Origin of the sequence: uncultured Croceicoccus sp., from assembly GCF_947496385.1 — a bacterium.
Lineage (GTDB): Bacteria > Pseudomonadota > Alphaproteobacteria > Sphingomonadales > Sphingomonadaceae > Croceicoccus.
The window spans coordinates 14992-40515 of record NZ_CANMCP010000013.1 but is presented as its reverse complement, the minus strand read 5'-3'; the positions used below and the strand labels follow the sequence as shown (position 1 = coordinate 40515).

18 protein-coding genes are annotated in these 25524 nt (G+C 63.4%); 13 read left to right on the top strand and 5 right to left on the bottom strand.

Annotated features, from left to right (window positions below; all coding sequences use genetic code 11):
* Positions 1–19: 19 nt before the first annotated feature.
* Genes Q0897_RS14440 through Q0897_RS14420 form a run of 5 tightly spaced genes read left to right on the top strand, consistent with a single transcriptional unit; the run spans position 20 to position 6072 of the window.
* Positions 20–1495: a TonB-dependent receptor gene (locus Q0897_RS14440; protein ID WP_299310099.1), complete on the top strand. Its 1476-nt coding sequence runs from the start codon at positions 20–22 to the stop codon at positions 1493–1495.
* 37 nt (positions 1496–1532) lie between these two features.
* Positions 1533–2915 carry a sulfatase-like hydrolase/transferase gene (locus Q0897_RS14435; RefSeq protein WP_299310098.1) on the top strand — a complete coding sequence of 461 codons (1383 nt, stop codon included), beginning with the start codon at positions 1533–1535 and terminating at the stop codon, positions 2913–2915.
* Position 2916: 1 nt separating this feature from the next.
* Entirely contained in the window at positions 2917–3684 is a 768-nt protein-coding gene (locus tag Q0897_RS14430) for a TIM barrel protein (protein ID WP_299310097.1), read from the top strand.
* Entirely contained in the window at positions 3677–5077 is a 1401-nt protein-coding gene (locus Q0897_RS14425) for an MFS transporter (protein ID WP_299310096.1), read from the top strand. The genes Q0897_RS14430 and Q0897_RS14425 overlap by 8 nt, the downstream gene beginning before the upstream one ends.
* Entirely contained in the window at positions 5074–6072 is a 999-nt protein-coding gene (locus tag Q0897_RS14420) for a ThuA domain-containing protein (RefSeq protein ID WP_299310095.1), read from the top strand. Before Q0897_RS14425 ends, Q0897_RS14420 begins: the two co-directional genes overlap by 4 nt.
* Positions 6073–6223: 151 nt before the next feature.
* Here Q0897_RS14420 and Q0897_RS14415 read toward each other — a convergent pair whose 3' ends face one another.
* Positions 6224–6643: a DoxX family protein gene (locus Q0897_RS14415; protein WP_299310110.1), complete on the bottom strand. Its 420-nt coding sequence runs from the start codon at positions 6641–6643 to the stop codon at positions 6224–6226.
* A 313-nt stretch (positions 6644–6956) separates the two neighbouring features.
* On the opposite strand from Q0897_RS14415, the gene Q0897_RS14410 reads away from it, so the two are divergent.
* The gene (locus tag Q0897_RS14410) at positions 6957–7397 is read left to right on the top strand and encodes a hypothetical protein (protein ID WP_299310094.1); all 441 of its coding nucleotides are present in this window, start codon (positions 6957–6959) and stop codon (positions 7395–7397) included.
* A gap of 1970 nt (positions 7398–9367) precedes the next feature.
* Here Q0897_RS14410 and Q0897_RS14405 read toward each other — a convergent pair.
* The gene (locus tag Q0897_RS14405) at positions 9368–10717 is read right to left on the bottom strand and encodes an MFS transporter (protein ID WP_299310093.1); all 1350 of its coding nucleotides are present in this window, start codon (positions 10715–10717) and stop codon (positions 9368–9370) included.
* A 53-nt stretch (positions 10718–10770) separates the two neighbouring features.
* Between Q0897_RS14405 and Q0897_RS14400 the strand changes: the two genes are divergently transcribed.
* The 7 genes from Q0897_RS14400 to Q0897_RS14370 all read left to right on the top strand — a co-directional run bounded on the left by Q0897_RS14400 (position 10771) and on the right by Q0897_RS14370 (position 21401).
* Positions 10771–12243, top strand: a complete 1473-nt coding sequence (locus Q0897_RS14400) for an MFS transporter (protein WP_299310092.1) — start codon at positions 10771–10773, stop codon at positions 12241–12243.
* 503 nt (positions 12244–12746) lie between these two features.
* Positions 12747–13355, top strand: coding sequence for a hypothetical protein (locus Q0897_RS14395; protein ID WP_299310091.1), 609 nt, complete (start codon positions 12747–12749; stop codon positions 13353–13355).
* A gap of 531 nt (positions 13356–13886) precedes the next feature.
* Positions 13887–15470 carry an FAD-dependent oxidoreductase gene (locus tag Q0897_RS14390; protein ID WP_299310090.1) on the top strand — a complete coding sequence of 528 codons (1584 nt, stop codon included), beginning with the start codon at positions 13887–13889 and terminating at the stop codon, positions 15468–15470.
* Between the two features lie 163 nt (positions 15471–15633).
* A complete protein-coding gene (locus Q0897_RS14385) occupies positions 15634–18267 on the top strand; it encodes a TonB-dependent receptor (RefSeq protein WP_299310089.1) in 2634 nt (877 codons plus the stop codon).
* A 69-nt stretch (positions 18268–18336) separates the two neighbouring features.
* Complete coding sequence (locus Q0897_RS14380; protein ID WP_299310088.1) at positions 18337–18897, top strand: RidA family protein; 561 nt, start codon at positions 18337–18339, stop codon at positions 18895–18897.
* Positions 18894–19469 carry a GNAT family N-acetyltransferase gene (locus Q0897_RS14375; protein WP_299310087.1) on the top strand — a complete coding sequence of 192 codons (576 nt, stop codon included), beginning with the start codon at positions 18894–18896 and terminating at the stop codon, positions 19467–19469. Before Q0897_RS14380 ends, Q0897_RS14375 begins: the two co-directional genes overlap by 4 nt.
* A gap of 174 nt (positions 19470–19643) precedes the next feature.
* Complete coding sequence (locus Q0897_RS14370; RefSeq protein WP_299310086.1) at positions 19644–21401, top strand: cation:proton antiporter; 1758 nt, start codon at positions 19644–19646, stop codon at positions 21399–21401.
* A gap of 78 nt (positions 21402–21479) precedes the next feature.
* Here the strand turns inward: Q0897_RS14370 and Q0897_RS14365 are convergent, their stop codons facing one another.
* Genes Q0897_RS14365 through Q0897_RS14355 form a run of 3 tightly spaced genes read right to left on the bottom strand, consistent with a single transcriptional unit; the run spans position 21480 to position 25330 of the window.
* Positions 21480–23045: a HAMP domain-containing sensor histidine kinase gene (locus tag Q0897_RS14365; protein WP_299310085.1), complete on the bottom strand. Its 1566-nt coding sequence runs from the start codon at positions 23043–23045 to the stop codon at positions 21480–21482.
* A gap of 21 nt (positions 23046–23066) precedes the next feature.
* Positions 23067–23789: a response regulator transcription factor gene (locus tag Q0897_RS14360; protein ID WP_299310084.1), complete on the bottom strand. Its 723-nt coding sequence runs from the start codon at positions 23787–23789 to the stop codon at positions 23067–23069.
* Positions 23786–25330: a DUF4173 domain-containing protein gene (locus Q0897_RS14355; protein ID WP_299310083.1), complete on the bottom strand. Its 1545-nt coding sequence runs from the start codon at positions 25328–25330 to the stop codon at positions 23786–23788. The genes Q0897_RS14360 and Q0897_RS14355 overlap by 4 nt, the downstream gene beginning before the upstream one ends.
* Positions 25331–25524 lie beyond the last annotated feature (194 nt).

The following is a 25524-nucleotide window of genomic DNA, read 5'->3' as shown; positions in this document are numbered from 1 at the left end:
GACCGTCGACAATCGGGGGGTGAGGGCGACCATTGCGCTGCTGCTGCCCGATGGTCTTTCGTTCGATCTTTCACGCGAGTATGGGCACGACGAGAGCTACGTCCCCGCTTTCGCTTCGCACAGCTTCAATGTTGCCGGCCGCGAACCCGGGCCGGATTGTACAAAAAACGGCTTCGTGGACGCTGCACCGCTGATCCCGGACTGCCAGTGCATTCCACTTCCGCAGACTCCGCCGACGCCGAAGCTGCGGGATAGCTATGCGGTCCGTGGGGAGATCGAATGCGATGGGAGTGGAGCGACAGTCACTGATCTCGGCGGTTATCGCTTCACGGATCAGGATACCGATCTCGCGCTATCGGACGACGCTTCCCGCGAATTCGACAACACGGTCGACACGATGGGCCATGAACTGCGGATCGGGGGCGTCAACAGTGCATTCACTTATCAGGCGGGCGTCTTCTTCTATCAGGAGAAAGGCGACAATCTTCGCAGTCTCATCCCGTTCATCGCGCCCAACGCCAGCCTCATCAATGCATTCGCCCCTGCCACCAAATCGCTCAGCTTCGCCGGTTTTCGCCGGGCGGAATGTATCCAAAGTGATCAGCTGACGCTCATGGGCGGTCTCCGCTCCGCGATCGAGCGTCGGGAAGGGATTTTTGGAAACTACGGATTGCGTTTCATTGCCGGTCCCGTCGCGCCAACGACGTCCCCGTCGCCGATTGTCAATCTGGAACATGACAACGAACAGCTGCCCTGGCTGGCCGGCATGAATTACACACCCAATGCCGATGCCCTCGTCTCCGGCAAGGTATCGATCGGCTACAAATCCGGAGGTTTCGGCAGCGTTGGGCCGTACGAACCGGCGACCAAACCGGCTTATGAAGCGGGTGCAAAATCGACGGTTGTCGATCGTGGTCAGCCTATCGGGAATTTTCGCTGGTTTCACCATGACTACACCGACCTGCAGGCGGCCCTTCTGCCGAACCCGGCTATCGGGCAGCAGATTTTCAACGCCGGTGACGCGACGATCTACGGTCTTGAGGTCGAGGGTACGTTCGAGGTCACTCCGGGCGATAATGGTCTGGCGGATCGGGACCCGGTACCGGCGGTGGTTCAGCCCGATCTTTCTCGAAACACGCTTCCGCGCTCTGTCCGGCTCACCATTGCCGCCGGTTCCGACCCAAAATCCGACATCGGCAACAGCGGGGTCATTTCGGCCGGCATCCGTTCGCGGATCAAGAGCTCCTATTTCCTCGACATCTTCAATCAACAGTCGAGCAGCCAGGGCTCTTTTTCTCGGACCGAGCTTGGTCTCAAATACGAGCCAGCCTTCGAAAACCGTAGCATGCGGGGTCTCGCTCGGAACCGAGGGGCTTCGCAACCGTCCGCCTACGCCAGTTTCGTTGCGGCCCGGCCGGACGGTAGGTTCAATTTCGCGCCCCGGCGCCCCCGCGCGCTCATGGCGTGCGCGTCGGCTACGAATTGCGATGCATAGGGCGGCGCGCTCCTTCCGGCGGGGAGCCCGCCCTGCGATGAACGTCGCGCGAAGGCAGGTGCTCGCAGCAGGGGCGCTGTCCCTGTTGCCGGGAATCGCTTCGGCAAGAGAGGTGGGCGGGGACAAACGCCAACCCAATATCGTTTTCATCCTCGCAGACGATCTGGGGTATGCTGATCTCTCATGCTTCGGTCGCCGGGATTACGTGACGCCATTTTGCGACCGGCTTGCCGCCGCGGGCGTGCGGTTCACGCATTCCTATGCGAACTCGCCTGTCTGTTCGGCCACGCGGCTTGGTCTGATGACGGCGCGGTATCAGTATCGGCTGGATGCTGGCCTCGAAGAGCCGATCGGACCGCGCGACACCGGTCTGCCGCCGGATGAACCCACGCTGCCGGGCCTGTTGCGGAAGGCGGGCTACCGCACGGCGCTGATCGGCAAGTGGCATCTCGGCAATTTGCCGAACTATGGCCCGTTGAAAAGCGGATACGATTATTTCTGGGGCTATCGCGGCGGCGGTATTGACTATCTGCGCCACGAGGATGCGCGCGGCGAAGGGCTGTGGGAGAACGGCCACGAAATCACTGAGGACGGCTATCTCACGCGTCTGCTGGGGCAGCGCGCCACGCAATTCGTGGATGCACAGCGCAGCAGCGACGCGCCGTTCTTCCTGAGCCTGCATTTTTCGGCGCCGCACTGGCCCTGGGAAACGCCTGACGACAGGGTGGAGGCCGAACGGCTGACGACCGATCCAAGCTACCGCAAGCTCGCCCATTTCGACGGCGGCAACATGGCGACATATGCCGAGATGGTCAGGCGCATGGACGAACAGGTCGGCGCAGTCGTCGAGGCTGTCGGCGCGCTCCCCACGGATCGGGAAACCATCATCGTGTTTTCCAGCGACAATGGCGGAGAGCGCTTTTCCGATGTCTGGCCGTTTACCGGGCGCAAGACGGAGCTGCTCGAGGGCGGCATCCGCGTGCCGACGATCATTCACTGGCCGGGTGTCTTTGGAGGCGGCCGGGTGGTGGATACGCCGCACATGACCATGGACCTGTCGGCCATGCTCGCCGCGGCCGGCGGCGCCTGCTTCCCGCAGGATCGCTTGCCCGACGGCCGGGATCTCAGGGTCGGCGGGTTCGACGAGCGGCCGATGTTCTGGCGCTACAATCACCTCGACCAGAAGGCGGTGCGCCTCGGGCGGCACAAGTATCTTTCGATCGCGGGCAACGAATTCCTGTTCGATATCGTCGCCGACCCGATGGAGCGCGCAAATCTGAAGGCGCGCATGCCCGATCGCTTCAATGACCTGCGCACCCGGTGGGAGCGCTGGAATGCGGGCATGCTCCCTTACCGAGACGACACGTTCACCCATGGATTTCGCGGCGGCGAAGTGGCCGACCATTTCGGAGTAGAATGAAATGTCCAACCTATCTGCATGTATTGAATGGCAATTTACCGAAGCCGGCTCCGGTCTTCCCGACCGTATTCGCGCGGTGAAGGATGCAGGGTTGCATCACGCCGAATTCCACCTCTGGCGGGACAAGGACATGGCCGGTGTCGCCGATGCGCTCAACGAGACGGGCGTCACCCTGACCGGGTTCTGCGTCGATCCGCGCCGGTCGATCGTCGATCCTGCCGAACACGAGGAAATGCTGCAGGCTGTGAGCGACACCATTGCCGAAGCGCGCAAGGTCGGCTCGCCGCCGCTGATCATCGCATCGGGTTTTCGCGTCGAGGGCGTTTCGGAAGAAGACCATTTCGCCAATGCCGTCTCGGTTCTGAAGCGGGCCGCAAAGATGGCGGAGGATGCCGGCGTGACGCTGGTGCTGGAGCCATTGAATACACAGCTCTTCGCCCAGATGTACCTCGTCAGCACGCCACTCGCGCTGGATATTATCGAGGCGGTCGACAGCCCCAATCTCAGGCTGATTTACGACGTTCATCACAGCGCCGTGATGGGTGAGGACCCGAAGGAGGTTCTGGCCGGACGGATGCACCTCGTGGCGCATGTGCAGGTGGCCGGAACCCCCGGACGCAACGAGCCCGGCACAGGCGATCTCGACTGGAAGCAGATTGTCGCCGACCTTGAGGAGTTGGGCTATCGCGGTCCGCTCGGCCTGGAATACATGCCGACCATGCCGATGGACCAATCCATCGCCGCCGCGAGAGAGGCCATGTATGGTTGAGGCGACCGCCCCTCGCCGCAAGCTCAGCTTTCTAGAACGCTTCAGCTATGGCGGGGGCGACCTGGGATACAGCCTCGCGTACAACATGGCGGGCGCGTTCCTGCTGTTCTACTATACCGACGTCGTGCGGCTGCCGGCGGAGGCCGTTGGGACGATCTTCCTCGTCGCGCGATTGCTCGATGCGGTCATCGATCCGCTCTTCGGGATCTGGGTGGACAAGACCCGGACCCGGTGGGGCCGCACCAGGCCTTATTTCCTTTTTACGGCAATACCTTACGTGGCGATCTTCATTGCCGTATTTCATGTTCCGGACGTCTCGCAAGGGTTGCAGCTCGCCTATGCATTCGTGACATTCAAGCTTCTCGGCATCCTGATGAGCGCGGGTTCCATTCCGTATACCGCGCTAATGCCGATGATGACCCTCGACACGAAGGAACGGATGAAACTTGGTGGTGCGCGTTCCGTCGGCACTTCGATCTCGGTCATTCTGGGCACGGCCGCGACAATGCCGCTCGTCGCGTTTTTTGGGGGCGATGACCTTCAGCAGGGCTTCACGTGGACGACCATCCTGTTCGGGGCGATCGCACTCGTCGCGCTGGCCATGCTGTTCCTGAATTGCCGCGAACGGTTCGAGGACAATGCGTCGGTGTCCGATTTCCGGGTATGGCCGGCCATCGTGCAAATGGTGCGTAACCGGGCGTGGCTGGTCTGCTTCTGTTTCTGCCTGCTGTACTTCATCAGGTTCGGAGCGATGCTGGGTCTGACCATATTCTTTGCCAAGGATGTCGTCGGGAAGCCCTGGCTGATCCCGGTCATGCTTCCGATGGTGTCGGGCGGCCTGCTTATCGCGGCATTCATAGCGCCGCCGATCCTCGCGCGCACGGGCATCAAGGCTGGCTGCGTCGGAGCCATCGGGGTCTCGCTCGCGCTTTTCGCGGCGATGGCGTCGGTGGACAGCGCGACCGACTGGCAGATCGCGGGAATGGGCGTCCCGCCGCTCCTGCTGCCGTATTTCCTGTTCTCCATCACGACGTCGATCACGATCACGGCGATCTTCACGATGGCGGCTGAATCCGTCGATTATCATCAGTCCAAGCACGGCGTCCGCTACGAAGGGCTGCTGTCCTCCGGCATCAGCGTTTCGACGAAAATCGGCATGGCCATCGGCAGCGCGCTCGCCGCTTATGTCCTGGCTTTCGCGTCATACGATCCGGCGAGCGTCACGGATGAGGCGCGCGCGAACATCCGCTTTGCCTATTACGGGGTCGCCGCGACGATGCTGGCGATCCAGGCGATCACGGTCCTGTTCTGGCCGATGGACAATCGAACAAAAGAGCAAACCGGGAAGGGCCGGACGGACTGGACCGATCCGTTGAAGGGAGAGACAGAATGAAAGCAGCTATTTTCGCCTCGATCGCGGCGAGCGTCGCCATCGCGTGTCCTGCCGCGGCGCAGCAGGTGCCGGTCGCCGACATACCCACCACGGTCGAAGCGGTCCCCTACGCACCCCCCGAAACCGTCCAGCGCGTGGTCACCCCGGTCACCCCGCAGGACGAATTGCTCAAGGTGCTGATCATATCGGGGGAGAACACGTACGAGCATGACTGGACAGGGGTGAACAACCGCCTTCGCACGCATTTGAAGGACACGGGCCGGTTCGATGTCCGGGTGGTCGAGGATTTCGAATTCGGCACGTTGGAAATGCTGCAGAAGTACGATGTCGTCTTCCTGAACTATGCCAGTCGCTGGAATTACGCCGATGCGGAGCAGAAGCTCTGGTCACCCGAGGCTTTTCAGGCGCTTTACGATTACGTCGACCAGGGCGGCGGCCTCGTCGCCTTCCATTCCAGTTTCACCTGGGGTTTCGACATTCCGGAGTACAAGCGTTTGCTGGGTGCCACGATGGTACCGGGGCAGAGCCGACGGTCGCCGCCCGACGGCTTTCGCGTTCGGATGACCGATGCCGACCACCCGATAACGCGCGGCGTACGGCGCTATGTCTGGTCCTTCATGGAGGACATGTACACGAACATGAGTTTCGCGCCGGACGCGAACGTCACGGTTCTGGCGACCGGTTTCGACGATATGAAGAATTACGTACCGGAATTGGCCGGCCCGAAATACGATTACGAAGCCTATTCGGCAGATAACGTCGCGAAGATGGATGGCATGAATGCGGCGAACCCGCTGGTCTGGGTTCAGGATTATGGCAAGGGCCGCGTATTTTCCATCACGCTCGGCCACGGTCCGGATACGTTGATGTTCGACGGGGTGAGGACGCTCATTGTCCGCGGTACCGAATGGGCGGCCACCGGCGAGGTTACGATCCCGCCCTACGACAAAGCGGCTGCCTACGACATTCCGGAAGAATACCAGACGGAAGATTGACGGCTTCGGGCGAGAAGGGGGCGTGTCGCGACACCCCCTTCCTTTTGCCGGGAACCGATAGTCTCGGCGTTCGACCTGGCCGATATCCGTGCAGCCAGGCTTGTTGCAGTAAGACCAGGTAGTGCGACAATTGCTTCGGGTTTGCGTTTGCTCAAATGGTTCTGCGCACGCGTTGTGCAAACAGCAGGACCATAATCACGCACAAGGTGGTCACGATGGCGCTTTGCGTGAGCGTATGCCACTCCGCGAAGATGATATGGACGATGGCGGCAACGATGTGATTGAGCGTGATCCAGATGGCGGCAAACATGCCCGGCCGCGCGAATTTCGGAATGAGCAAGCCAGCGAACAGGACCGCGGCGGCCACGAGTTCCAACCAGCCAACCGTCCGACCCAGCCAGACCGGAAGATGATAAGTCCAGGCAGAATGCTCCGCAAGTATCTCGATCGGGGCATTCGCCTTGTTCCATCCGACAAAAATGGAAAACCCGCCGATCGGTATCACCAGCGCGGCAAGAGTCACCCAAGTCGTGACGGATTTCCAGTTCGTTTTTCTGCTTCGCTCTTGCATATCCACCCCTCTTTCCCGCGTCGCGGCACAAGTAGACTTGGCCTCGCGCAGATTGTTATAGAATTATAGTTTTGATTATAATGAAGGGCAACGCAAGCGGCGTTGACGCATTTCATGAAAAAAGGCCGGCGATTTGCCAGCGAAGCGCGGAGGATGACGATGGCTCTCACGCGGCGCGTGAGCCTCTATTGACATCGGAACGAGACCTTTAAGGGTAAGACGAGCCTGGAAGATTGCATCCGGACATCGGCCGAGTTCGGCGCGAACTGCCTCGATATCCTCGGCCAGCAGGTACTCTGGGGCTGAAGTCGGCGTGGAAGATGCCGCTATCGAAAACTGGCATCGGCTGATCAGGACGTACGATTGCGTACCCCTCAGCCGCGATTTCATGCGCGATTCCAAGCGTGTGAACAGGCAGATCATGCCGTTCGATGAACAGGTCGCCAGCGGGAAGAGTCGCAGCAATTTTGGCGCCGGTTTGGAGATCAAATCTATTCGCGCGCTCTGCTCTGTTTCGCCCGACGCCCCATGCGGAGGAGAGGGCCATCAAGATCCTGGTCGACGTGCAAGCCCCTTGTACTTCGCCCATCCATGGATCATCCGCCACGTCGAAACCTATAAGAAAGGCGGCTGCGACGCGCTAGGCTTCTTGCCCGACAGGGGCATGTTCCTGCGCGCCTTTCCGCCGGCACAGCGAGGGGGGGCGCGCATGGCCGTGCCCGTGCCTGTCGCCGATTCCATCGTGAAGTCTTAACCCAGATCATGTGTTTGGCGGAGAACATCATGCTCGACGTGCATCAGATGGGCAGGTCCGACTTGCGATCCAGATGGCCGAAACGGCGCATCGCAACGCCGCTTTCGAGCCGAAGTGCATTCTCGATTACATGCACCGCATCTACAACATCCGCGGCAAGCTGCACCTTTTGACAGAGGACTAGGGGGAGCCTTCGCCCACTTATCACGAGATCGTAGAGGTGCGCATAATAGGTGCTACTACGGTTCCATCTACTCACAATATGAAGGCCATCGCTGAATCAAGCACGCCGAGGCCCCCGACAGCGTCGAACAGGTCCGTCGGCAGCAGGTGATGCCGGCCCGCCTGCTCTGCGATCGCGAAGTTCCCGCCCTCAATACTGCATGGAGGAGTGCGATGCCATGATCGACAGCAAGATGATCTGAATACCGCTGCACCGTGATCGAAGTGTGGCAACTCTGCAGAATTTGCAGCATTTTCGCTCACGAGTGGACAGGCTGCAGAAAGCGGCGTCGAATTTCTTTACTAAACGGTTCGCGTGTGAGGCATTTGCTACGGCAATCGCTAGCCCGGCAGTGCGGATTAAGTTTGCGGGACGGCGAGGACGTTGCTCCGGAAGCCGACGTCGTTTTCCTAGTCGTCGGCGAAACTTCGGACAATTGGGTAGAGAGATCAATACTCAGCAAGGCCTGCTTATTGCGAAAGAACAACTGACCGTGATGTTCCGGCTCTGTCGGACCAATTAAGGTAGGTTGGTAATCACCGGCGTCCGCCACGCCTACGATCCCTGTGGGGAGGACGTAGCAGCAGCGCATGTCGCGGCCTGGTATCCGTGGGACGGCTCCGCTAATGACATTGCCGCGAGGCTCGCTGGCGACCGCGGGCCTTGGCTGACGCGCGCGCGTCACCATCGAGTACCGTAAAACGGCTTATCCCGCGTTCGCCCGACATGCCGATGTTGGCAGCAAACTTTCCTATCCCCAACGACCTCCGGACCGTCTGAAGGTGCTGCTGCTGAAGCGGGAGCGGGAGCGGGAGCGGGGACGGGTATTCTTCGCCAACTGGGTAGGAACCGGAGATGAGAGCATCTTGCGGCGTGACGTTCGGTGGTGTCGGGAATGCGGGGCTGTAGGCGAGCGAATACCAGGTCGGGATGCGCAAACACCATTTCACGGTGCATGCGTGGAGGAATTGCATCAACGACGCTGAGACCTGTGCGGCGAGGGGGCGGGTGCCGATCTCGACCGGAACGGCTGCTCCAGGCTCGGTGGACGTTCGCTGAACTCGGGACATCAGAGCTATCGTTGGCCCGATCACGATCGCGGTGCGAAAAAGCGTCACGGCCATGGCATGAGCGGCCCCATTCGCTACGACGAAATCCTGGCTTTGTATGCGAGGGGCGAAACGTTCATTGGATTGGCCAGTGGCCACTGGAGCCGGCGCAATTGCGCGATGGACCGTTTCCTTTGCCTAGCCGTTTGATGCAGCGGAGCGTAACCCGATACAGCCGCAAGATGGCCGTACGCGATGCATGGGGTGCTCGCACTGGGCGAGGGAATATTCCTATGAAACAAGCGCGGCGATGCCGAACGGCCTGACGAAAGCAGGCGACGTGCTCGTGATCCGAATCGAGGATCATTCCCAATCGTCGTACCTTACAGGCGGAAAATGCGGATGGGCTTTGATCAGCCTAAGTCGGGTGGCACCGCAGTCCCATTAAGCGGTGCCGCGCGAATGGGCCATGATCCCGCAAGGCCCACGGCATCACCAATGCGTCGCGACCGTTGGCGCGCAGAGGAGTTCGTCCGACCGACAGAACTCTTCGCCAACCCGCATGGCGTTTACGGCCCATGCCGTCGATCGCACGGTGGGGCGTCTGCGTTCGCGTGCGATTTGGTGTCCCGATAGAAAAGAGGCGCCGGGTTGGACCCGGCGCCTCCATTGCATTCCCGGACTTGAATCGTCTGGATTCAGGGCACCGGTCCCTCTTTCGCCACGGCGCCGACCAGCTGTTCTTCATCCTCGGCGCGCGTGCGGCCCAGTGCGAAGAAGAAGATGACAGCCCCGGCGATCGCCACGAGCCCCATCGCCGCGAACGCAGCCTGCATGGACCCAAGTTGGCCGCGAAGAGCGCTCACGGCCAGCGGCGACGAGAACTGCCCGAAGAAGAAGGTCGCGGTCCAGATGCCCATTCCGCGTCCGCGATGGGCAAAGGGCAGGCGGCTCTGTGCCCAGGCGATGAGCGTCAGGATGGACATGCCAGCGCCCGTTTGCTGCAGCGCCATACCGGCAACCATGCCCTGCCAGTTGGAGGTGTAACCCATCAAGGCGAGCCCAGCGCCGAGCAGGGTCAGGAACGTGGCGACCTGGACGCGGAAGCTGAAACCCTTGCGTCCCAGCAGCCAGAACAGGCCGGCACCTACCAGGATGAACAGGGTCGGAAGCGCTGTGATCTGGCCAATGCTCTCGGGATCGGTAACGCCGAGTTCTTCCCACACGACAGAGCCATTGACGATGAAAACGTAGTAGATCGCCGAGCTGAACAGCGTCAGGATCGCAATCTCGAACATCGTTTTCCAGGGGAACGCAGTGCCTTCACCGGTTTCGTCCATGCCAAGGTTGCGGCGGACCGTTGCATCGCTTTCCGGCTCGTACATGTAGCGCCACATCGCGATCGCGATGGGAATGGCGAGCAGGTACAGCAGGAAGATACCGTTCCAGCGCCAGGCCGTGAGCGTCCCGGCAAAGAAGATCATGATGGAGGAAAATGCGGGCCCGATCATGCCCTGGAGCGTGAGCCAGCGGCGCCGACCCTCTTCGGCCCAATAGTCGGCGATCAGCGTATTGACCGTGGTGAGGATTGCGGCCTCGCTAAAGCCCAGCAGCAGTCGCGAGGCATAGATCCAGTCGAGATCTTCGAGGAAAAACGGGATGACACCGATGAATCCATAGGAAAACGTCGATACCAGAACGAGCTTGCGCCGGCCGTACCGGTCGACGAGCAGGCCCATGAAGAGAGCCGTCACGGCGATCGCGAGGCCCGGAGCGGTGACCATCGACGGCACTTTGGTGGCGGCATCGGGATCGATCGGCGCGAAATGGCCAATCATGGCCCCGACGGCCGGAAACATCGACACAATGGCGAGGATCGGCAGAAAACCTGCAAGAATGACGATTATTCCTTGCGGAATACCGGGCTGGCGCTGCTGAACGGTGCTTGAAACCAAATAACCTCTCCCTTGGCCACTGTGGCCCTGACTTATGCCGGGTCCGGATGACGGAGATTGACGTTTAGCATCATTTCGCGGTAATAGAAGCATGATTTTAATTTAAGCTGTCGAGGTCATGGCGATGCCCTCTCATGGAGGGGCGCGTGTCCGAACTCACAGATGCCAGCGCGATGTGCGTCGGGCCGGAGGAAATGTCGGATCGGCGCAAGACGGCCGCATTCCTGACGGTGCTGACCGCGCTCGTGATGGAGGTCGGCGATTCGACCATCGTGAACACCGCCCTGCCGGCGATCCGGGACGGCCTGATGGCCTCGCCTGTCGCGATGCAGTGGATCGTTGCAGGCTACCTCCTGACGCTCGGGTCGCTTCTGCTTCTGGGGGGAAGGCTTGGCGATGCGTTCGGCTATTCGCGGGTTTTCGTCGTCGGAACGACCGGTTTCGTCCTCGCATCGCTGTTTTGCGGTCTGGCGCAGACGCCGGGGCAACTGATTGCCGCCCGCATGGTGCAGGGCGCCGCAGGGGCCGTGATGGCACCCCAGACGATGGCCGTCGTGCAGGTGCTTTACACGCCGCTGGAGCGGGTCACGAAGCTGGCGTATTTCGGCGTGATCGTGGGCCTTGCCGCGATCCTTGGTCCCATCATCGGCGGTCTCCTGATCGAATGGAACCTGTTCGGATTGGGCTGGCGGCTGATTTTCCTTATCAATCTTCCGATTGGCCTGGGCGCCATTCTGGTGGGCCTGTTCGTGTTGCCCAAGCGTGATCCCAGCGCCAGCTTGCGGATCGATCCGGCGGGCGCGCTGATCTTCGCATCCGGCTTCGGCGGGCTTCTCTACGCACTTATCACCGGCGCGGAAACGGGCTGGTCTGTCTGGCTTCTCGGCCTCTTCGCGGTGTGCGTGGCCATGATCATTGGCGGCTGGTTCCGTGCAGGCGCGCGCAGGGGCAGGGGGGAGCCGGCGATTATCGAACCGGCCTTGTTCAACATAGGCACGTTCCGCTGGGGCGTACTCGCCGCCTTCTCCTTCGCCAGCGCGTCCATCGGCTTTCTGCTCATCCTGTCGGTGTCGCTGCAACAGGGGCTTGGCCTCTCTCCATTCGAAACCGCGCTCGTCCACATACCGTTCAGCGCCGGCGTCATGGTCGGTATCGGTTTGCTGGTCCCCAGGCTGCTTCCCCGTATCGGGAAAACCCTGCCCCTGCTTGGAGGCGCCGCGATGATCGTCGGTACATTTCTGGCAACGCGAGCCATCATGAACGGCGATGACGGGGGCATTGTCCTGCTTTCGTGCCTGGCGCTCGCGGGGGTGGGCATGGGGACGATGTCGGGGCCGCTCGGCCCGATCGTCCTGGCGGAGGTCAATCGGGCCAATGCCGGGACGGCCAGCGCGACCTTGCGCACGGCGCAGCAAATCGGCGGTGCCTTGGGCATCGCCATCATCGGAGCGGTGTATTTTGCCGCGACGGGCGAGGAGGCAGCCGCGCGTCTTGCCGGTCTGGGTCCGGCGGGTCTTGCGATCGCCGCGGCAGTGGCGCTGTCTCTGCTCAGCGTTTCCCGCCTGCCATCCGACATTTTCGGGCAGGACAAGCCCCCGCTGCGCAAAGCATCGGATTAAACCCGAACAGGCGATCCGACACCGATGGGGACGACGCCCGTGAGAGAACTCGAAATCCCTGCAATCGGCGGGCGCATGGGTATGACTTTCCGCTGCAATCATACGCGATCGTGCAGTTCATCGGGTAACGATCTTAGAGCGCGATAGCGAACGGCCGGTGCACCGCGCAGGAATTATCGAACAAGTCGGGGCGTCGTACCTGCAATCGCTCGATGTGGCATGCCCGCGTCCTTTATTGAGGCGGCCAGCGAGTTCTATGGGCCGTGTCGCCACGAGGGCAAGGCGATCCGGTCGTCCGAGCTCACGTGGCGCCAATATCGCCAGCGTATCGCCGGCCGATCATGCCGCAACGCCGACACATCGCGTCTCGGCCGCCATTGCGCTCGGCCTGCATCGGCATCCCGCCCCTGCCTCCGCGCCGAAAAGACATTGCAGTTCCGGACCTGTCCTATAGCGCAAGCGAACTTTCGCAGGCTTCACAGACTGGCGATTCGGAGAATGTCATGAGTGCCTTGCTGACGCTGATCCTTTCCCTGACGCCGCCGGTTATCACCGCCAATACGGCCAGAGTCATTCTCACAAAATTACCCGCTTCGTACGAAAATGGGCAGGCCACCGCACAGGCGCAAGCAATCGCGTTAACCGACCCGAAAGGCAAGGTGATCGAGTGCGAATCGATGTCGATCGGGGGAACGCCGGAAGCGAGCGAAATGCTGTGCAAGGCGCTCATCGGGAGTAAGACAAAACCGGCTCGTGGTCCCGACGGCACAGGTTCCTATGGGCTCTTCAAGCTGAGCATCGACCTTGGCCCGAACGGGAGTTCCCATCACCAATCGCTGCCTTTTCCCGACGATATGGTTCTTGAAATCGCCGCAAGCCCGCCGGGCATGACGCTGCCATTTCGTGTCGCGGCGCGGATTTTCGTCGACGCGGATGGCCATGTTGCGCAATGCGAAACCAATGCGGAAGTAGGTGCCCGGATCGGCGCGGTCGCTTGCGAGGAGCTTCGCGCGGGCTTCCACAATCCGCGGATGGCGAATGGCGTGCCCGTGCCTTACATCGCGCCGGCGTCGGTCGCGTTCGTTCTGGCGGATGCCGAACCGGCTGGCTGAACCGGACGTCGTTGTGGGGGTGCGCCTTCGTGTCCCGGGTTGAAAGATCGGGTCGGGATGCGTCGCGTCTGCAAAGAATGGTCGGGTTCGGTGGTGCCCACCTCGTTTCATGCGACCCCTCAAAACCCCGAATATAAACAATGGCTTGCGACTAACGGACGGCCCGCCGCATGGATGGTCAGCCATTTGTCGGTCCCGAAAGCGAGGCGCCAAGGCCAAGCGTTCCCTCCGATCGAATCTTCGCGACGAGGTGATGACCGCGGCCCACGGATTATCGCCTGCGTCCCGCCGTTTATTCGCGCGTGTACCCCGGCGCCAATCCCCTTCAAAACAAGAAAATTTCTTACATTATGACAAATTGTTTCAATTCTTGTTGACAGGAATCGATGGTGAAGAGATTGTTGCGCAAGGACCTCGGTTTACCTTGCCATCTGCAAGGTTTTCGGGAGAATCCTTAATCTCGTTCCGGTGAGGTTGACTGAAAGGCGTGCGGCGAGGGGGCCGCGGCATTCATTCATCTCGGGGAAGCGAATGATCACACGACGTAGGTTGCTCAACACGCTCGGCTCGGCGGCCGGGCTCGGCGTCACCGCAGCGGCGATGAAGGCCATGGGTATCGCGGGCATCGCCCATGCACAGGACTGGACCGCGCTTCCTCCGGGGGCGGGCGCGGGGCGTAGCGTGATCGTGCTGGGTGCGGGCATTGCCGGGCTGGTGGCCGCGCACGAACTCGAACAGGCCGGCTTCGATGTCACCGTGCTGGAGGCGCGCGACCGGGTGGGCGGCCGCGCGTGGGCGTTCCGCAACGGCACGAAGATCGAGATGATCGGCGAGGAAACGCAGACTGTTTGCTTTGCGGACGGGCTTTACATGAACGCCGGCCCGGCCCGCATACCCAGCTTTCACACCGGCTTTCTGGGCTATGCGAAGAAATTCGGCGTGCCGATGGAGGTCGAGGTCAATTCGAGCCGTTCGGCCTTCATCGTCGGCTCCGACGGCAGCCGCATCCGCATGCGCACCGCGATCAACGACATGCGCGGGCACGTGTCCGAACTTCTCAACAAGGCGCTGCGGCAGGGATCGCTCGACCAGACGTTGAGCGCGGACGACATCGAGGCGTTGATGCCGTTCCTGTCGCGTTACGGCGATCTCGACGCGCAGGGCCGGTTCATCGGCACCGAACGATCGGGCTTCGGCAAGGCGCCCGGCGCGGGACTGGCGTTTTCGGAGCATGGCGCGCCATTGCCGCTGCGCCAGTTGCTGTCCAACGAACAATTGCCGATGACCCTGTTCGAGGACAATCTCTACATGCAGGCGACCATGTTCGAACCGGTGGGCGGCATGGACCAGATGCACATCGCGATGGACCGCGCGCTCAAGAAACCGAGCGTGCGCAATGCCGAGGTGGTGGAACTTGCCAATACGGGCGCAGGCGCAAGCGTGGTGATGCGCGACCGGGTGAGCGGGGCGCAGCGCCGGTTGATGGCGGATTTCGTCATCTGCACCATTCCGCTCCCGGTCCTCGCCAAGACGAAGAGCAACCTGCCCGGCCCGGTCAAGCAGGCGATCGGCAGCGTCCAATACAGCTTTTCGAACAAGGTGGGGTTCGACGCGCCCCGCTTCTGGGAAGATGACCAGATCTACGGCGGCATATCGTTCGTCGGGGCGCCGACCGCGCTGATCTGGTATCCCTCCGGCGACCTGTTCGCGGATCGGGGCATGCTTCTGGGCTGCTACAATTCCGGCGACGTGGCCGAGGAATTCGCAAAGCTTCCGCTCAGCGCGCAGATCGAGGCATCGCGCGCCGCGGTCGAACGGGCGCATCCCGGACAATCGTCCAAGCTGTCGAACCCGGCCGTCATCAACTGGAACAAGGCGCCCTTTTCGCTCGGTCCCTGGCCCGATTGGGGGGCGGGCATGGCGAGCGGAGGGCAGGAGGGGCATATCGACCTGCCCGCCTATGCCCTGCTGCAGGAGCCGGCCGGGCAGATCTATTTCGCCGGCGCCCATCTCAGCCAGACGCCCGGCTGGCAGGAAGGCGGCATCCAGTCCGCCCGCATGCAAGTGACGAAACTGGCGGAGCGCGTGCGGCTCGAAGGGCGGCAGGCGGCCTGAATACGGCGGGCCGGGCACAACGTCCGGTCCTGCCGACGGATATCTCGTTTCTCAGGACTCGTTTCGAAAAAGGATGATCGCGCTTCGCATGGGTATCGTGCGGAGGAGCGCGAAAACGGGGGGGTTTGCCCGGAAGGTTGTAACAACCAACAGGGGAAGCTGAATGACTAACGCATCATTGGTATCGCTCGCCGCGCTTGCGGTGGCTCTTTCGATTGCAGGGCCGGTGGCCGCGCAGGACGCTTCACCCATCGTTTCGGACCGTACGACCGACAATGCTGAGTTCGACGAAAGCCTGGCCAGCGAGCAGATCATCGTCACCGGCACGCGGCGCACCGACCGCACCGTCACCGAATCCGCGGTCCCGGTCGATGTCTTCACCGCGCAGGATCTGGCGACGCAGCCCAGCCCCAATCTTCAGACGATCATCAAGAACCTCGTCCCCTCGTTCAATCAGCAACGCAACGCCGGTGCGGACGGTACCGCATTCGTGAGGCCGCCGACCCTGCGCGGCCTTCCGCCAGACCAAATCCTCGTGCTGATCAACGGGAAGCGCATGCACAGGAGCGCGCTGGTGCAGGTGGCGGGCGACGATCTGTCGACCGGCTCGCAAGGTCCGGATTTGTCGCAGATCCCCTCGGTCGCGCTGGGCCGGGTCGAGGTGCTGCGCGACGGGGCGGCGGCGCAATATGGTTCGGATGCGATCGCGGGCGTCATCAATCTCGGCCTGCGGCAGGATGCCGACGGGATCGAGCTCAACGCGCGTTACGGACAAAGCTACGAAGGCGATGGCGAGGACATCCAGATTTCGGGCAATATCGGCCTTGCGCTGGGCGAGGGGTTCCTGAATATCTCCGGCGAATACGTGGACCAGTCGCTTTTCAACCGCGCGATCGACCGGCCGGATTCGGCGGCCCTTCGCGCAATGGGCATCGACGTGCCCTTTCCGCCGACGCGCTACGGCCAACCGGAGCAGGACGCCTATCGCGTGGTGGTCAATTCCGCGGTGCCGTTCGGCGATATGAACGAGCTCTATTTCTTCGGCAATTACGGCTATGCCGATTCCGAGGTCGACTTCAACTATCGCCGGCCCGTGGCAGTGACCGTGCCGGGCGCGGTGCCGTTTCCCGGGCAACCGCAACGCCCGGACCAGACGTTCGGAAAATCGGTGGGCACGATCTATCTCGATCCCATTCCGGGCCTGCTGACCGCGGGCGGTGCGCCGGTCTACGACGCCGGCGGCGCCACGTTCGAGGCCAGCGCGTTCTTCCCCGATGGCTTCGTACCCCTGTTCATGAGCACGAACGAGGATGTCTACGGCGTGATCGGCGTGCGCGGCGAAACCGATTTCGGGATGCTGTTCGACCTCAGCGCGGCAACCGGACAGGATCGCATCCGCTATACCATGAACGAGACGCTGAACCCCTCGCTCGGCCCGACGTCGCCGACCGAGTTCTATCTCGGGTCGCTGACGCAGCAGGAGACCAATTTCAACCTGGATGTGAGCTATCCGCTCGAAGTCGGATTTGCGAGCGCGCTCAATATCGCGGGCGGCCTCGAATTCCGGCGCGAGACTTACAAGGTCGGGCTGGGCGATCCGGAATCCTACGCCATCGGCCCCTATGCGACGCAGACGGTGCAGCGCGCCGACGGCACCCGCTTTCAGGCGACGGCGGGCGTGGGCGCCAACGGCTTTCCGGGGTATGGCCCGGACTCGGTCGCGGACGGCTCGCGCAACAGCTACTCCGCCTATGTCGACGTGGAGGCCGATATCGTGGAGGCCTTCACGCTGGGCGTGGCGGGACGCTACGATCATTTCAGCGATTTCGGCGACACCGTAAATGGCAAGATCAGCGCGCGCTACGCATTCTCCGATGCGATCGCCCTGCGCGGCGCGGCGAGCACCGGGTTCCGCGCGCCGACACCGGGGCAATCCTTCACCTCCAACGTGCAGACAGGCTTCCCCAATGGCAGCACCGTTCCTGTCGCCACCGCGACGGTCACACCGGGGAGCGTGACGGGCGAATATTTCGGGTCCCAGCCGCTGAGCCCTGAAAAATCGACGAGCTTTTCGGGCGGCGTCGTACTGACGCCAATGCCGACGCTGACCTTCACGCTCGACTATTACAATATCGAGGTGCGGGACCGCATCGCCATCACCTCCCCGTTCCAGGTCAGCGCGGCGGACCAGGCTGCCCTCTCTGCACTGGGCGTCGCGAATGCCTTCGATCTGGGCCAGGTGAACTATTTCACCAATGGTTTCGAAACCCGCACGCAGGGTGTCGACGCGGTACTCACCCACCGGGCGATGACCGGGTTCGGCACCTTCAACAGCTCGCTCGCGGTCAATTACAACAATACCGAGGTCACCGGCATCTCCCGGCCCGAGGCGATCAGCGGGCAGCGCGCCGCCAATATCGAGGGGCTGACCCCGGATTTTCGCGGCGTCCTGTCGACCAACTGGACCTATGACGCGGTCTATGTGACCGGGCGGCTCAATTATTACGGTGAGTATACGTCCTATAACGCCGTGCCGCCGCCCGCCGGCACGCCCGACCTCACGACGCAGAGTTTCGGCGCGGAGCTGAGCTTTGACCTGGAGGCCGGGATCACCTTGCAGGACCGTTTCCGCATCGCTGTCGGCGCGGAGAACCTGTTCGACAACTATCCCGATCGCGAACTGCGCAATATTTATCCCGCCACCGGGGCGCAGGCGAGCGGCCGGCTTTACAACGATGCTTCGCCGCTCGGCTACCTGGGCGGTTTCTGGTATGTCCGGGTCGGCATGGATCTGTGACGCCGGGCTGACGCCTTATGGAATAAACAGGAGCGGTGCGTGCTCGCACCGCTTCGCATATGGAGACGAATGATGATCGTACCGCATTTCAGGCCCGCAATTCTGGCACTTTCGATCCTGCTCGGCATGTCGGGACAGGCGCACGCCCATCCCGGTCACGCCGACACGCCGCCGGGCGGCGAAGAGCCCGCCGCGATCGAACGCCACACCGGCAGCACGCCCGGCCTCATCCTTCAGGCGGTGACGGTCCGGCCCGGCACGGAAATGCTCTACCTTTCGGGGCAACTCGCATCGCCGATCGACGAGCAGGCGGTACAGGCGAAGGACCGGTCCGAGATCACCGCAGCCGATTACGGGGACACGAAGACGCAGACGATCAGCACGCTGAACAAGATCGCCGCGATCCTCGCCGAACACGGCTACACGATGAGCGACGTCATCAAGATGACCGCCTTCGTCGCCGCACCCGAAGGGCAGGACGCGATGGATTTCGCAGGTTTCAACGAAGGATTTCGCCAGTTTTTCAATACGGCGGACAATCCCAACACGCTCGCCCGCTCCACGGTGCAGGTCGCCGCGCTCGCGGCACCGCAATTCCTCGTCGAACTTGAGGTCGTGGCCGCAAAATGAAGAGCCAGGTGCGGGGCGGGGCCGTTTCGGACGGTTCCGCCCCCGCCGGCACGCGCGCCTTCGCGCTTCGCCCGGCGGTGATGGATGACGCCGCCGATCTTCGCATCCTGATCCGGCGCTGCGTGGATAAATTGCTGCCGGATGTCCTGACCCCGGAGCAGGTACGATCGAGCCACAGGTTCATGTCGCTCGACACGCAGCTGATCGAGGATGGCACCTATTTCGTGGCGGTGGATGGCGGAACGATCATCGGCTGCGGCGGATGGAGCTTTCGCGCGACCCATTACGGCGGCGACGGCAGCACGGGGCGCGACGCGCGGCGGCTGTGTCCCAAAAGCGAACCGGCCCGGATCCGCGCGATGTACACGAGCCCTGCGCATACGCGCCGCGGCGTCGCACGCGCCATCCTGCACGCCAGCGAAAGCGCCGCCCGAGCCCATGGCTTTGCATCCACGACCCTTGGCGCGACGCTCGGCGGGGAGGCGCTTTACCGGCTGTGCGGCTACACCGAAATTCGCCGGTTTCACGATGGCGACGTCCCGATTATCGAGATGACGAAGTCGCTTTCCTGACGCATGGATCGAGAGCCCGGTATGGACGGGCGTCACGACGGTGCCGGGCAATCGGCGGGGTGATCGCCTTCGTGCGTTGACCGCGCGCGGGATAGCAACCAAAGGGTACCTTTCCGTGCGGACGGATCGGCGCGAAGGCGTGCCGGCGATGCGCGCAATTGGGGAAATGGCGACATGGGGCATGAGGGCGGCGGCTCGCTGATCGGGCAGATGCTGGTATTGCTGGCCGCGGCGCTGGTGTGCGTGCTCGTCTTTCGCAAACTCGGCCTTGGCGCGACGCTGGGCTATCTCGTGGCGGGTGCGGTCGTCGGGCCGCAGGTGACCGGGCTTGCCGGCGGCGACGGCGCGGACATGATCGGGTTCGCCGAATTCGGTATCGTCCTGCTGCTGTTCATCGTGGGGCTGGAACTGGAACCGCGGCGGTTATGGCGGCTGAAAAGCGCCATTTTCGGTCTCGGCCTGGCGCAGGTGGCGTTATGCGGGCTGGCCATGGTGGCGGTGATCTGGCTCGCGGCGGCCTTTCCGCTGGCCGCGGCGCTGGCGATCGGTCTTCCCCTCGGCCTGTCCTCCACGGCGCAGGTGCTTCCCATGCTGCAAAGCTCGGGCCGGTTACGCACGCCGTTCGGGGAGCGCGCCTTTTCCATCCTGCTGTTTCAGGATCTCTCGATCATTCCGCTAATCACGATCGTGACTGCGCTGTCCGTGACGGGCGGCGAGGATACGGGGCCGGGCGGATGGGTTCTCGCGGCACAGACCGTCGGCGCGATTGGGGGGCTGGTGCTGGCCGGGCGGTTTCTCCTGCGCCCGCTGTTCGGTCTCATCGGGAGGCTGGGCGAGCGGGAGATGTTCGTCGTCGCCGGCCTGTTCACCGTGGTTGCATCCGCCGCATTGATGGAGAGCATCGGTCTTTCCACCGCACTTGGCGCGTTTATCGCGGGGGTCATGCTGGCCGATACGCCCTACCGGCACGAGCTGGAGGCGGATATCGAACCGTTCCGCTCGATCCTCCTCGGCCTGTTCTTTTTGTCGGTGGGCATGATGCTCGACCTGTCGGCGATTGCGCGCGAACCGGCCTTCGTGATCGGCATGGCGGCGGCGCTCGTCGCGGTCAAGACGGCGGTGATCTTCGGGCTGGGCATGCTGCTGCGCATGGGCTGGCGGGCGGCGCTGGCGCTGGGCCTCTTGCTCAGCCAGGGGGGCGAGTTCGGCTTCGTCCTATTCACGCAGGCGTTCACCGGCGGCATTATCGATGCCGAAACCAACAGCCTGTTCGGCGCCATCGTCACGCTCAGCATGGCGACCACGCCGTTCCTCATGATGGTGACGCGGCGCATCCGGTCCGGGCCCGGCGACACGCGCACGCGCGAAGGGCCGCAGCCGGACGGGGCCTCGGCGCTGATCATCGGCTATGGACGGTTCGGACAGACGGTGGGGCAGATCCTGACGCTGGCCGGCATCCGCATCTCGCTCATCGATCGCAAGGTCGACCAGATCGACGTTGCGGACGAATTTGGCACGCGCGTGCATTACGGCGACGGCTTGCGGATGGACGTGCTGCGACAGGCCGGCGCGGCGGAGGCTTCGCTCATCTGTTTCTGCATCGACGGAAATCAGCTGTCGTCGGAGTTCCTCGCCTCGGTCGGGGATGCGTTTCCCGATGCCGCCGTAATGGTCCGTGCCTTCGATCGCCGCTCGGTCATGGCGCTTTCGCCGCCGCGCTATCGTTTTCTCGTGCGGGAGGTGCGCGAATCCGCGATTGCCATGGCGCGCGCCGCGCTGGACTGCGTCGCGGTCAACGAAAGCGAGATCGACACGCTGGAGGCGAAATTCCGCGAGAACGATCGTCAATGGCTCGCCAATCAGATCGCGAAGGGCGACCTGCACGCGGATAACGGGCGCAGCGCGTCCGCACCGCCCGCGATCACGGAATAGGCGCCGCGGGGCAACCGGTCCGATGCGTGGCGACAGCGGTCGTCGTGCAATTATCCGGCCGATTTCGGCGAAACGGCGTCAGGCGAGCGGAAGGACGATGCGAAAACACGCGCCGTCCGCACTCTCCATGAGCGTGAGCGTTCCGCCCGCTGCCTCGATCAGCGACCGCACGATGGGAAGGCCGAGCCCGCTCCCGCCCGATGTCCGGCGTGTGGTGAAGAACGGCTCGAACACGCGATCCCGATCCGCGTCGGGAATGCCGGGGCCGTCATCCTGCGCGATCAGGTGTGCGGCGCCGCTCTCGACCCCGGCACGGAACGCGATGGAAATGGCGCCGGCCTGCCTGCTGTTTTCGATGAGTGCGCTGATCACCGCGTCGAGGGAGGCTTCGGCCATCGCGACGGGGGGCAGGCCGGGCTCGCAGTCGACCGCGACGGTGAACGCCTTACGATTCTGCGCATCGGACAGGCGCAGCAGCACGTCGCGCAGGTCGCCGGTGTCGCCCGATCCGCCGGTGCCGAGATCGGCGCGCGCGAGTTCGAGCAGGCGCGTCGCGAGCAGGGTGAGCCGGGCGGCATCGGCATCCGCATTGGCGAGGAAGCGCGCGCGTTCGTCCGGCGACATGTCATCGCCATGGTCGGACAGGATTTCGAGCGCGCCGCGGATACCGGACAGCGGCGTCTTGAACTCGTGACTGACCGCATGGGCGAAATCGCGCAGGTAGCGCGAGCGTCGCTCGATCGCATCGGCCATGCGCGCAAAATCGGTATAGAGCCCCTGGATCTCGACCGCGGCGGTGCGGGGCGGTTCAGGGATCGACCCTTCCGCGGTGCCGAGCGCACGCGTCGCGCGGCCAAGCGCCTCCACCGGGCGGACGATCGCGCGTGACAGCACGCCGCTCAACACGATGAGCAGGGCGAGGATCGCAGCCACGCCGAGCGCGATCTTCCCCCGATCGGCGTAAAGCCCGCGAAACAGATTGCGCGCCTGCCGCGACAGGAGCAGCACGCCGACGACGCGCCCGTCCACCACCACGGGCCGGGCATGATGCAGGCGCACGGCCGCGGCGCGCGACAGCCATTCGAGGCGATAGGCGGCGCGATCGGCGCGCGCGCGGCGCAGCACCGTGGCGGGCCGGCCGTTCAATGCGGCGCGTACCTCGGGCAGGGCGGCAAGGCTTGCGCCTGCACCCGGCCCGGCAATCCGGCCTTGGCTGTCGAGGAGGAGAATGGCCGCGAGGGTGACGCTGTTGGTCTGCGCAAACACGGGTGCGAGCGCCGTCGCCACCATCGTTGCCGACTTGTCCGCAGGGGCGGCTGGGACCGGCACCGGGCGCTCGGGCAGGACCGCGCTGCGGCTCAGGTCGATGCGTGGCGGTTCCGGGCGAAAGCCTGTGCGCGCGGTGCGGGGCGGTGGCGCGCCGGGCCAGTCCGCGGCGGCAATCGCGGCGAGGGCGGCGCCCTGCGCGACAAGCTCGCCCTCGGTCTGACGAACCAGCGTGTTTTCGTAGACGCGCAGGAACATCGCCGCAATTCCGGGGAGCGCGGCCACGATGAACAGCGTGGCGAACACGATGGTGCGCAGGCGCAGGCGTGGCCAGTGCGCCCTGATCCACGGTCTGATGCCCGCTCCTGCCCCGGTCATGATGTCCGCATGCTTCGGTCGTCAGTCATCGGCGGCGGTGCAGGGGCCGAGCGTATAGCCGATGCCGGCCCGCGTTTCGATCAGCGTCGTGGCGCCCACCGCCGCGAATTTGGCGCGCAAATTGCGGATATGGCTGTCGATGGTGCGGTCGGTGACGGCAAAGCCCGGGCCGTGCACGTGGTCGATGATCGCGTCGCGGCTGAACACCCGGCCCGGTGCCGAGGCGAGCGTGCGCAATGTCGCGAATTCCGTCACGGTGAGCGGCACGTCCGTACCGTCCCACGCCGCGCGCCAGCCTTCGCCATCGATGGAAAGGCTGTTGTGCACTATACGTCCGCCGGCGCATTCGCCGCCCGGTCCGCGCGTCGCGCCGCGGCGCAGGATCGCCTGCACCCGCGCGGTTACTTCGCGCGGGGAAAACGGCTTTACCACGTAGTCGTCGGCGCCCATTTCGATGCCGATCACGCGATCGATCTCCTCGTCACGGGATGACAGGAACAGGATCGGCACATCGCTTTGCGCGCGCAGGCGTCGGCACGTTTCCAGCCCGTCCATGCGCGGCATGTTGATGTCCAGGATGACAAGATCGGGGGCGCGGGCGGCGACGGCGGCAAGCGCAGCCTCCCCATCCTCCGCCTCGATCGTGTCGAGCCCCGACTTGCCGAGCGCGAAGCCGAGCAACTGGCGAATATGGGGGTCGTCGTCGACAATGAGGATCCGGCGCGGCATGGGGGACAGGATCACGGCTTTTTCACGCCCGTCAATCCTTCGCCGCGCGCCGCGCTCGCATCGGACGCCATGGGCGCTCCGTCGCATGCGCGTCCATCCCACTTCCGACCGGGCGATTTCGGCGCGTCACGGAGCATGCGATCGGCCTTTTCAAGACGGCGCGCGCCGGTCACGCTCCACCCCTGCCAGTGGGATTGCGATGCGCGGAGGTCGGCATGGATCCGTTCGCTCAGCTGGGCGGCGCGATCCTGCGTCACGGGGCTCACCGACGCAATTCGCAATTCTATCAGCGGGATAAGCGACGATGTGCCCAGAGATTCGAGGTAGCAGAGATCGAGCGCATTGCCATCGCGGGCGTGGCGAACGTTCCATGCCGCCGCAACCGCACCCGCATCGACGATCCCGAAAAGGCTCAGCATGCCCATCAGAACGAGCGCGTTCGCATTGATGAGCCAACCCGCCGACCGCCCGGCCATCAAGCGCCAGCAGATGAGCACGAGCCCGATGGCGACGCTTACCATCCAGGCGAGCGCCGCGATGCGCAGCACGGTGAGGGAATAGGCCTCGATATAATCGACGAGGCGCAGCATGCTGGACGCGACGAGCAGGATGTTCTGCGCCACGAAGGCGAGCAGGAGCGCACGCACGCCGCCATTCGCCGCCGCCGGCGAGCCGGGGCGCAGCGCGAAAAGCACGAATCCCCCCGCCAGAAGCGCCGTCAGAATGAGTGTATAGGCGCCGCGATGTGCATAATCGGCCAGCGTAACCCCGTCGGGCAAGGCTGCGCCGCTCCACAGGAAGACGAGATCGAGCGTGTTTTCCACCATGAAGACGGCATTGAACACGCCGAGCGTGAGCAGCATCGCGGTCACCGGCGCGTCGAACGCGGCATCGCGCGACAATCGCATCCGTTCCGACATGCGCACCGTGCGCGGCCGCAACGAGGGCCAGACAAGGCACAACGTCACGAGCAACAGGACCCCGTGCAGGACGAAGAGCTCCATGTCCGGCATGGCGGCGGCGAAGACATCGCCGATCACGGGATTGGCGCTTGCGAACAGCAGGAGGAAGATCGCGCCCCCGGCGAACGGCATCGCGACATGCAGGGCGATGGAACGTGTGCGCGTGCCATCGCGTGGCAGAAGCCGCATCGCATGGGCAAGATCGATCGCCACGCGAAACGGCGCCAATGCCGCAAGGATGCAGAGCCGCACGAACCAGTATCCGGCATGATCGAAATCATGGCGCGCAAGCAACGCAACGCTGCCTATCGCGGTCAGGAACAGCAGCACCGCCAGCACCCCCGGATCGAGGATCAGGACGAGCGCATATAAGAACGCCGCCGCGATGCCGATCCTGCCTGCGCGCGATCGCCGCGCGGACGGTTGCGACACCGCCACGCACAAAAGCCAGACGAGCGCGAAAGCGCCCATGACGGAGCCGCCGCGATATCCGAAAAACACCGCATCGGACAATGCGAGCAGAATGGCCGCCATCGCCAGCTTTGCAAGGAAGCGAAACCGCGCGGATTGCGGCACGGCGCGGGAAATGGGCATGGGCTGTCTCCGTCTGTTCGCCCTTTTCATGCCCGCGCCGGATGTGGGCCGGCGTGCGAAAGCAATGGGCAAGCTGTGTCCATGTCGTGCAGATTTCGTGCAGGGCAGGGGGCGTCGCGCGCGGTCCCGTTGCCGCGCCCGCCGAAGTCCGCGCCGCGTCATTTCAGGCGAAGCGTGCGCGCCGCGTTTTTTGC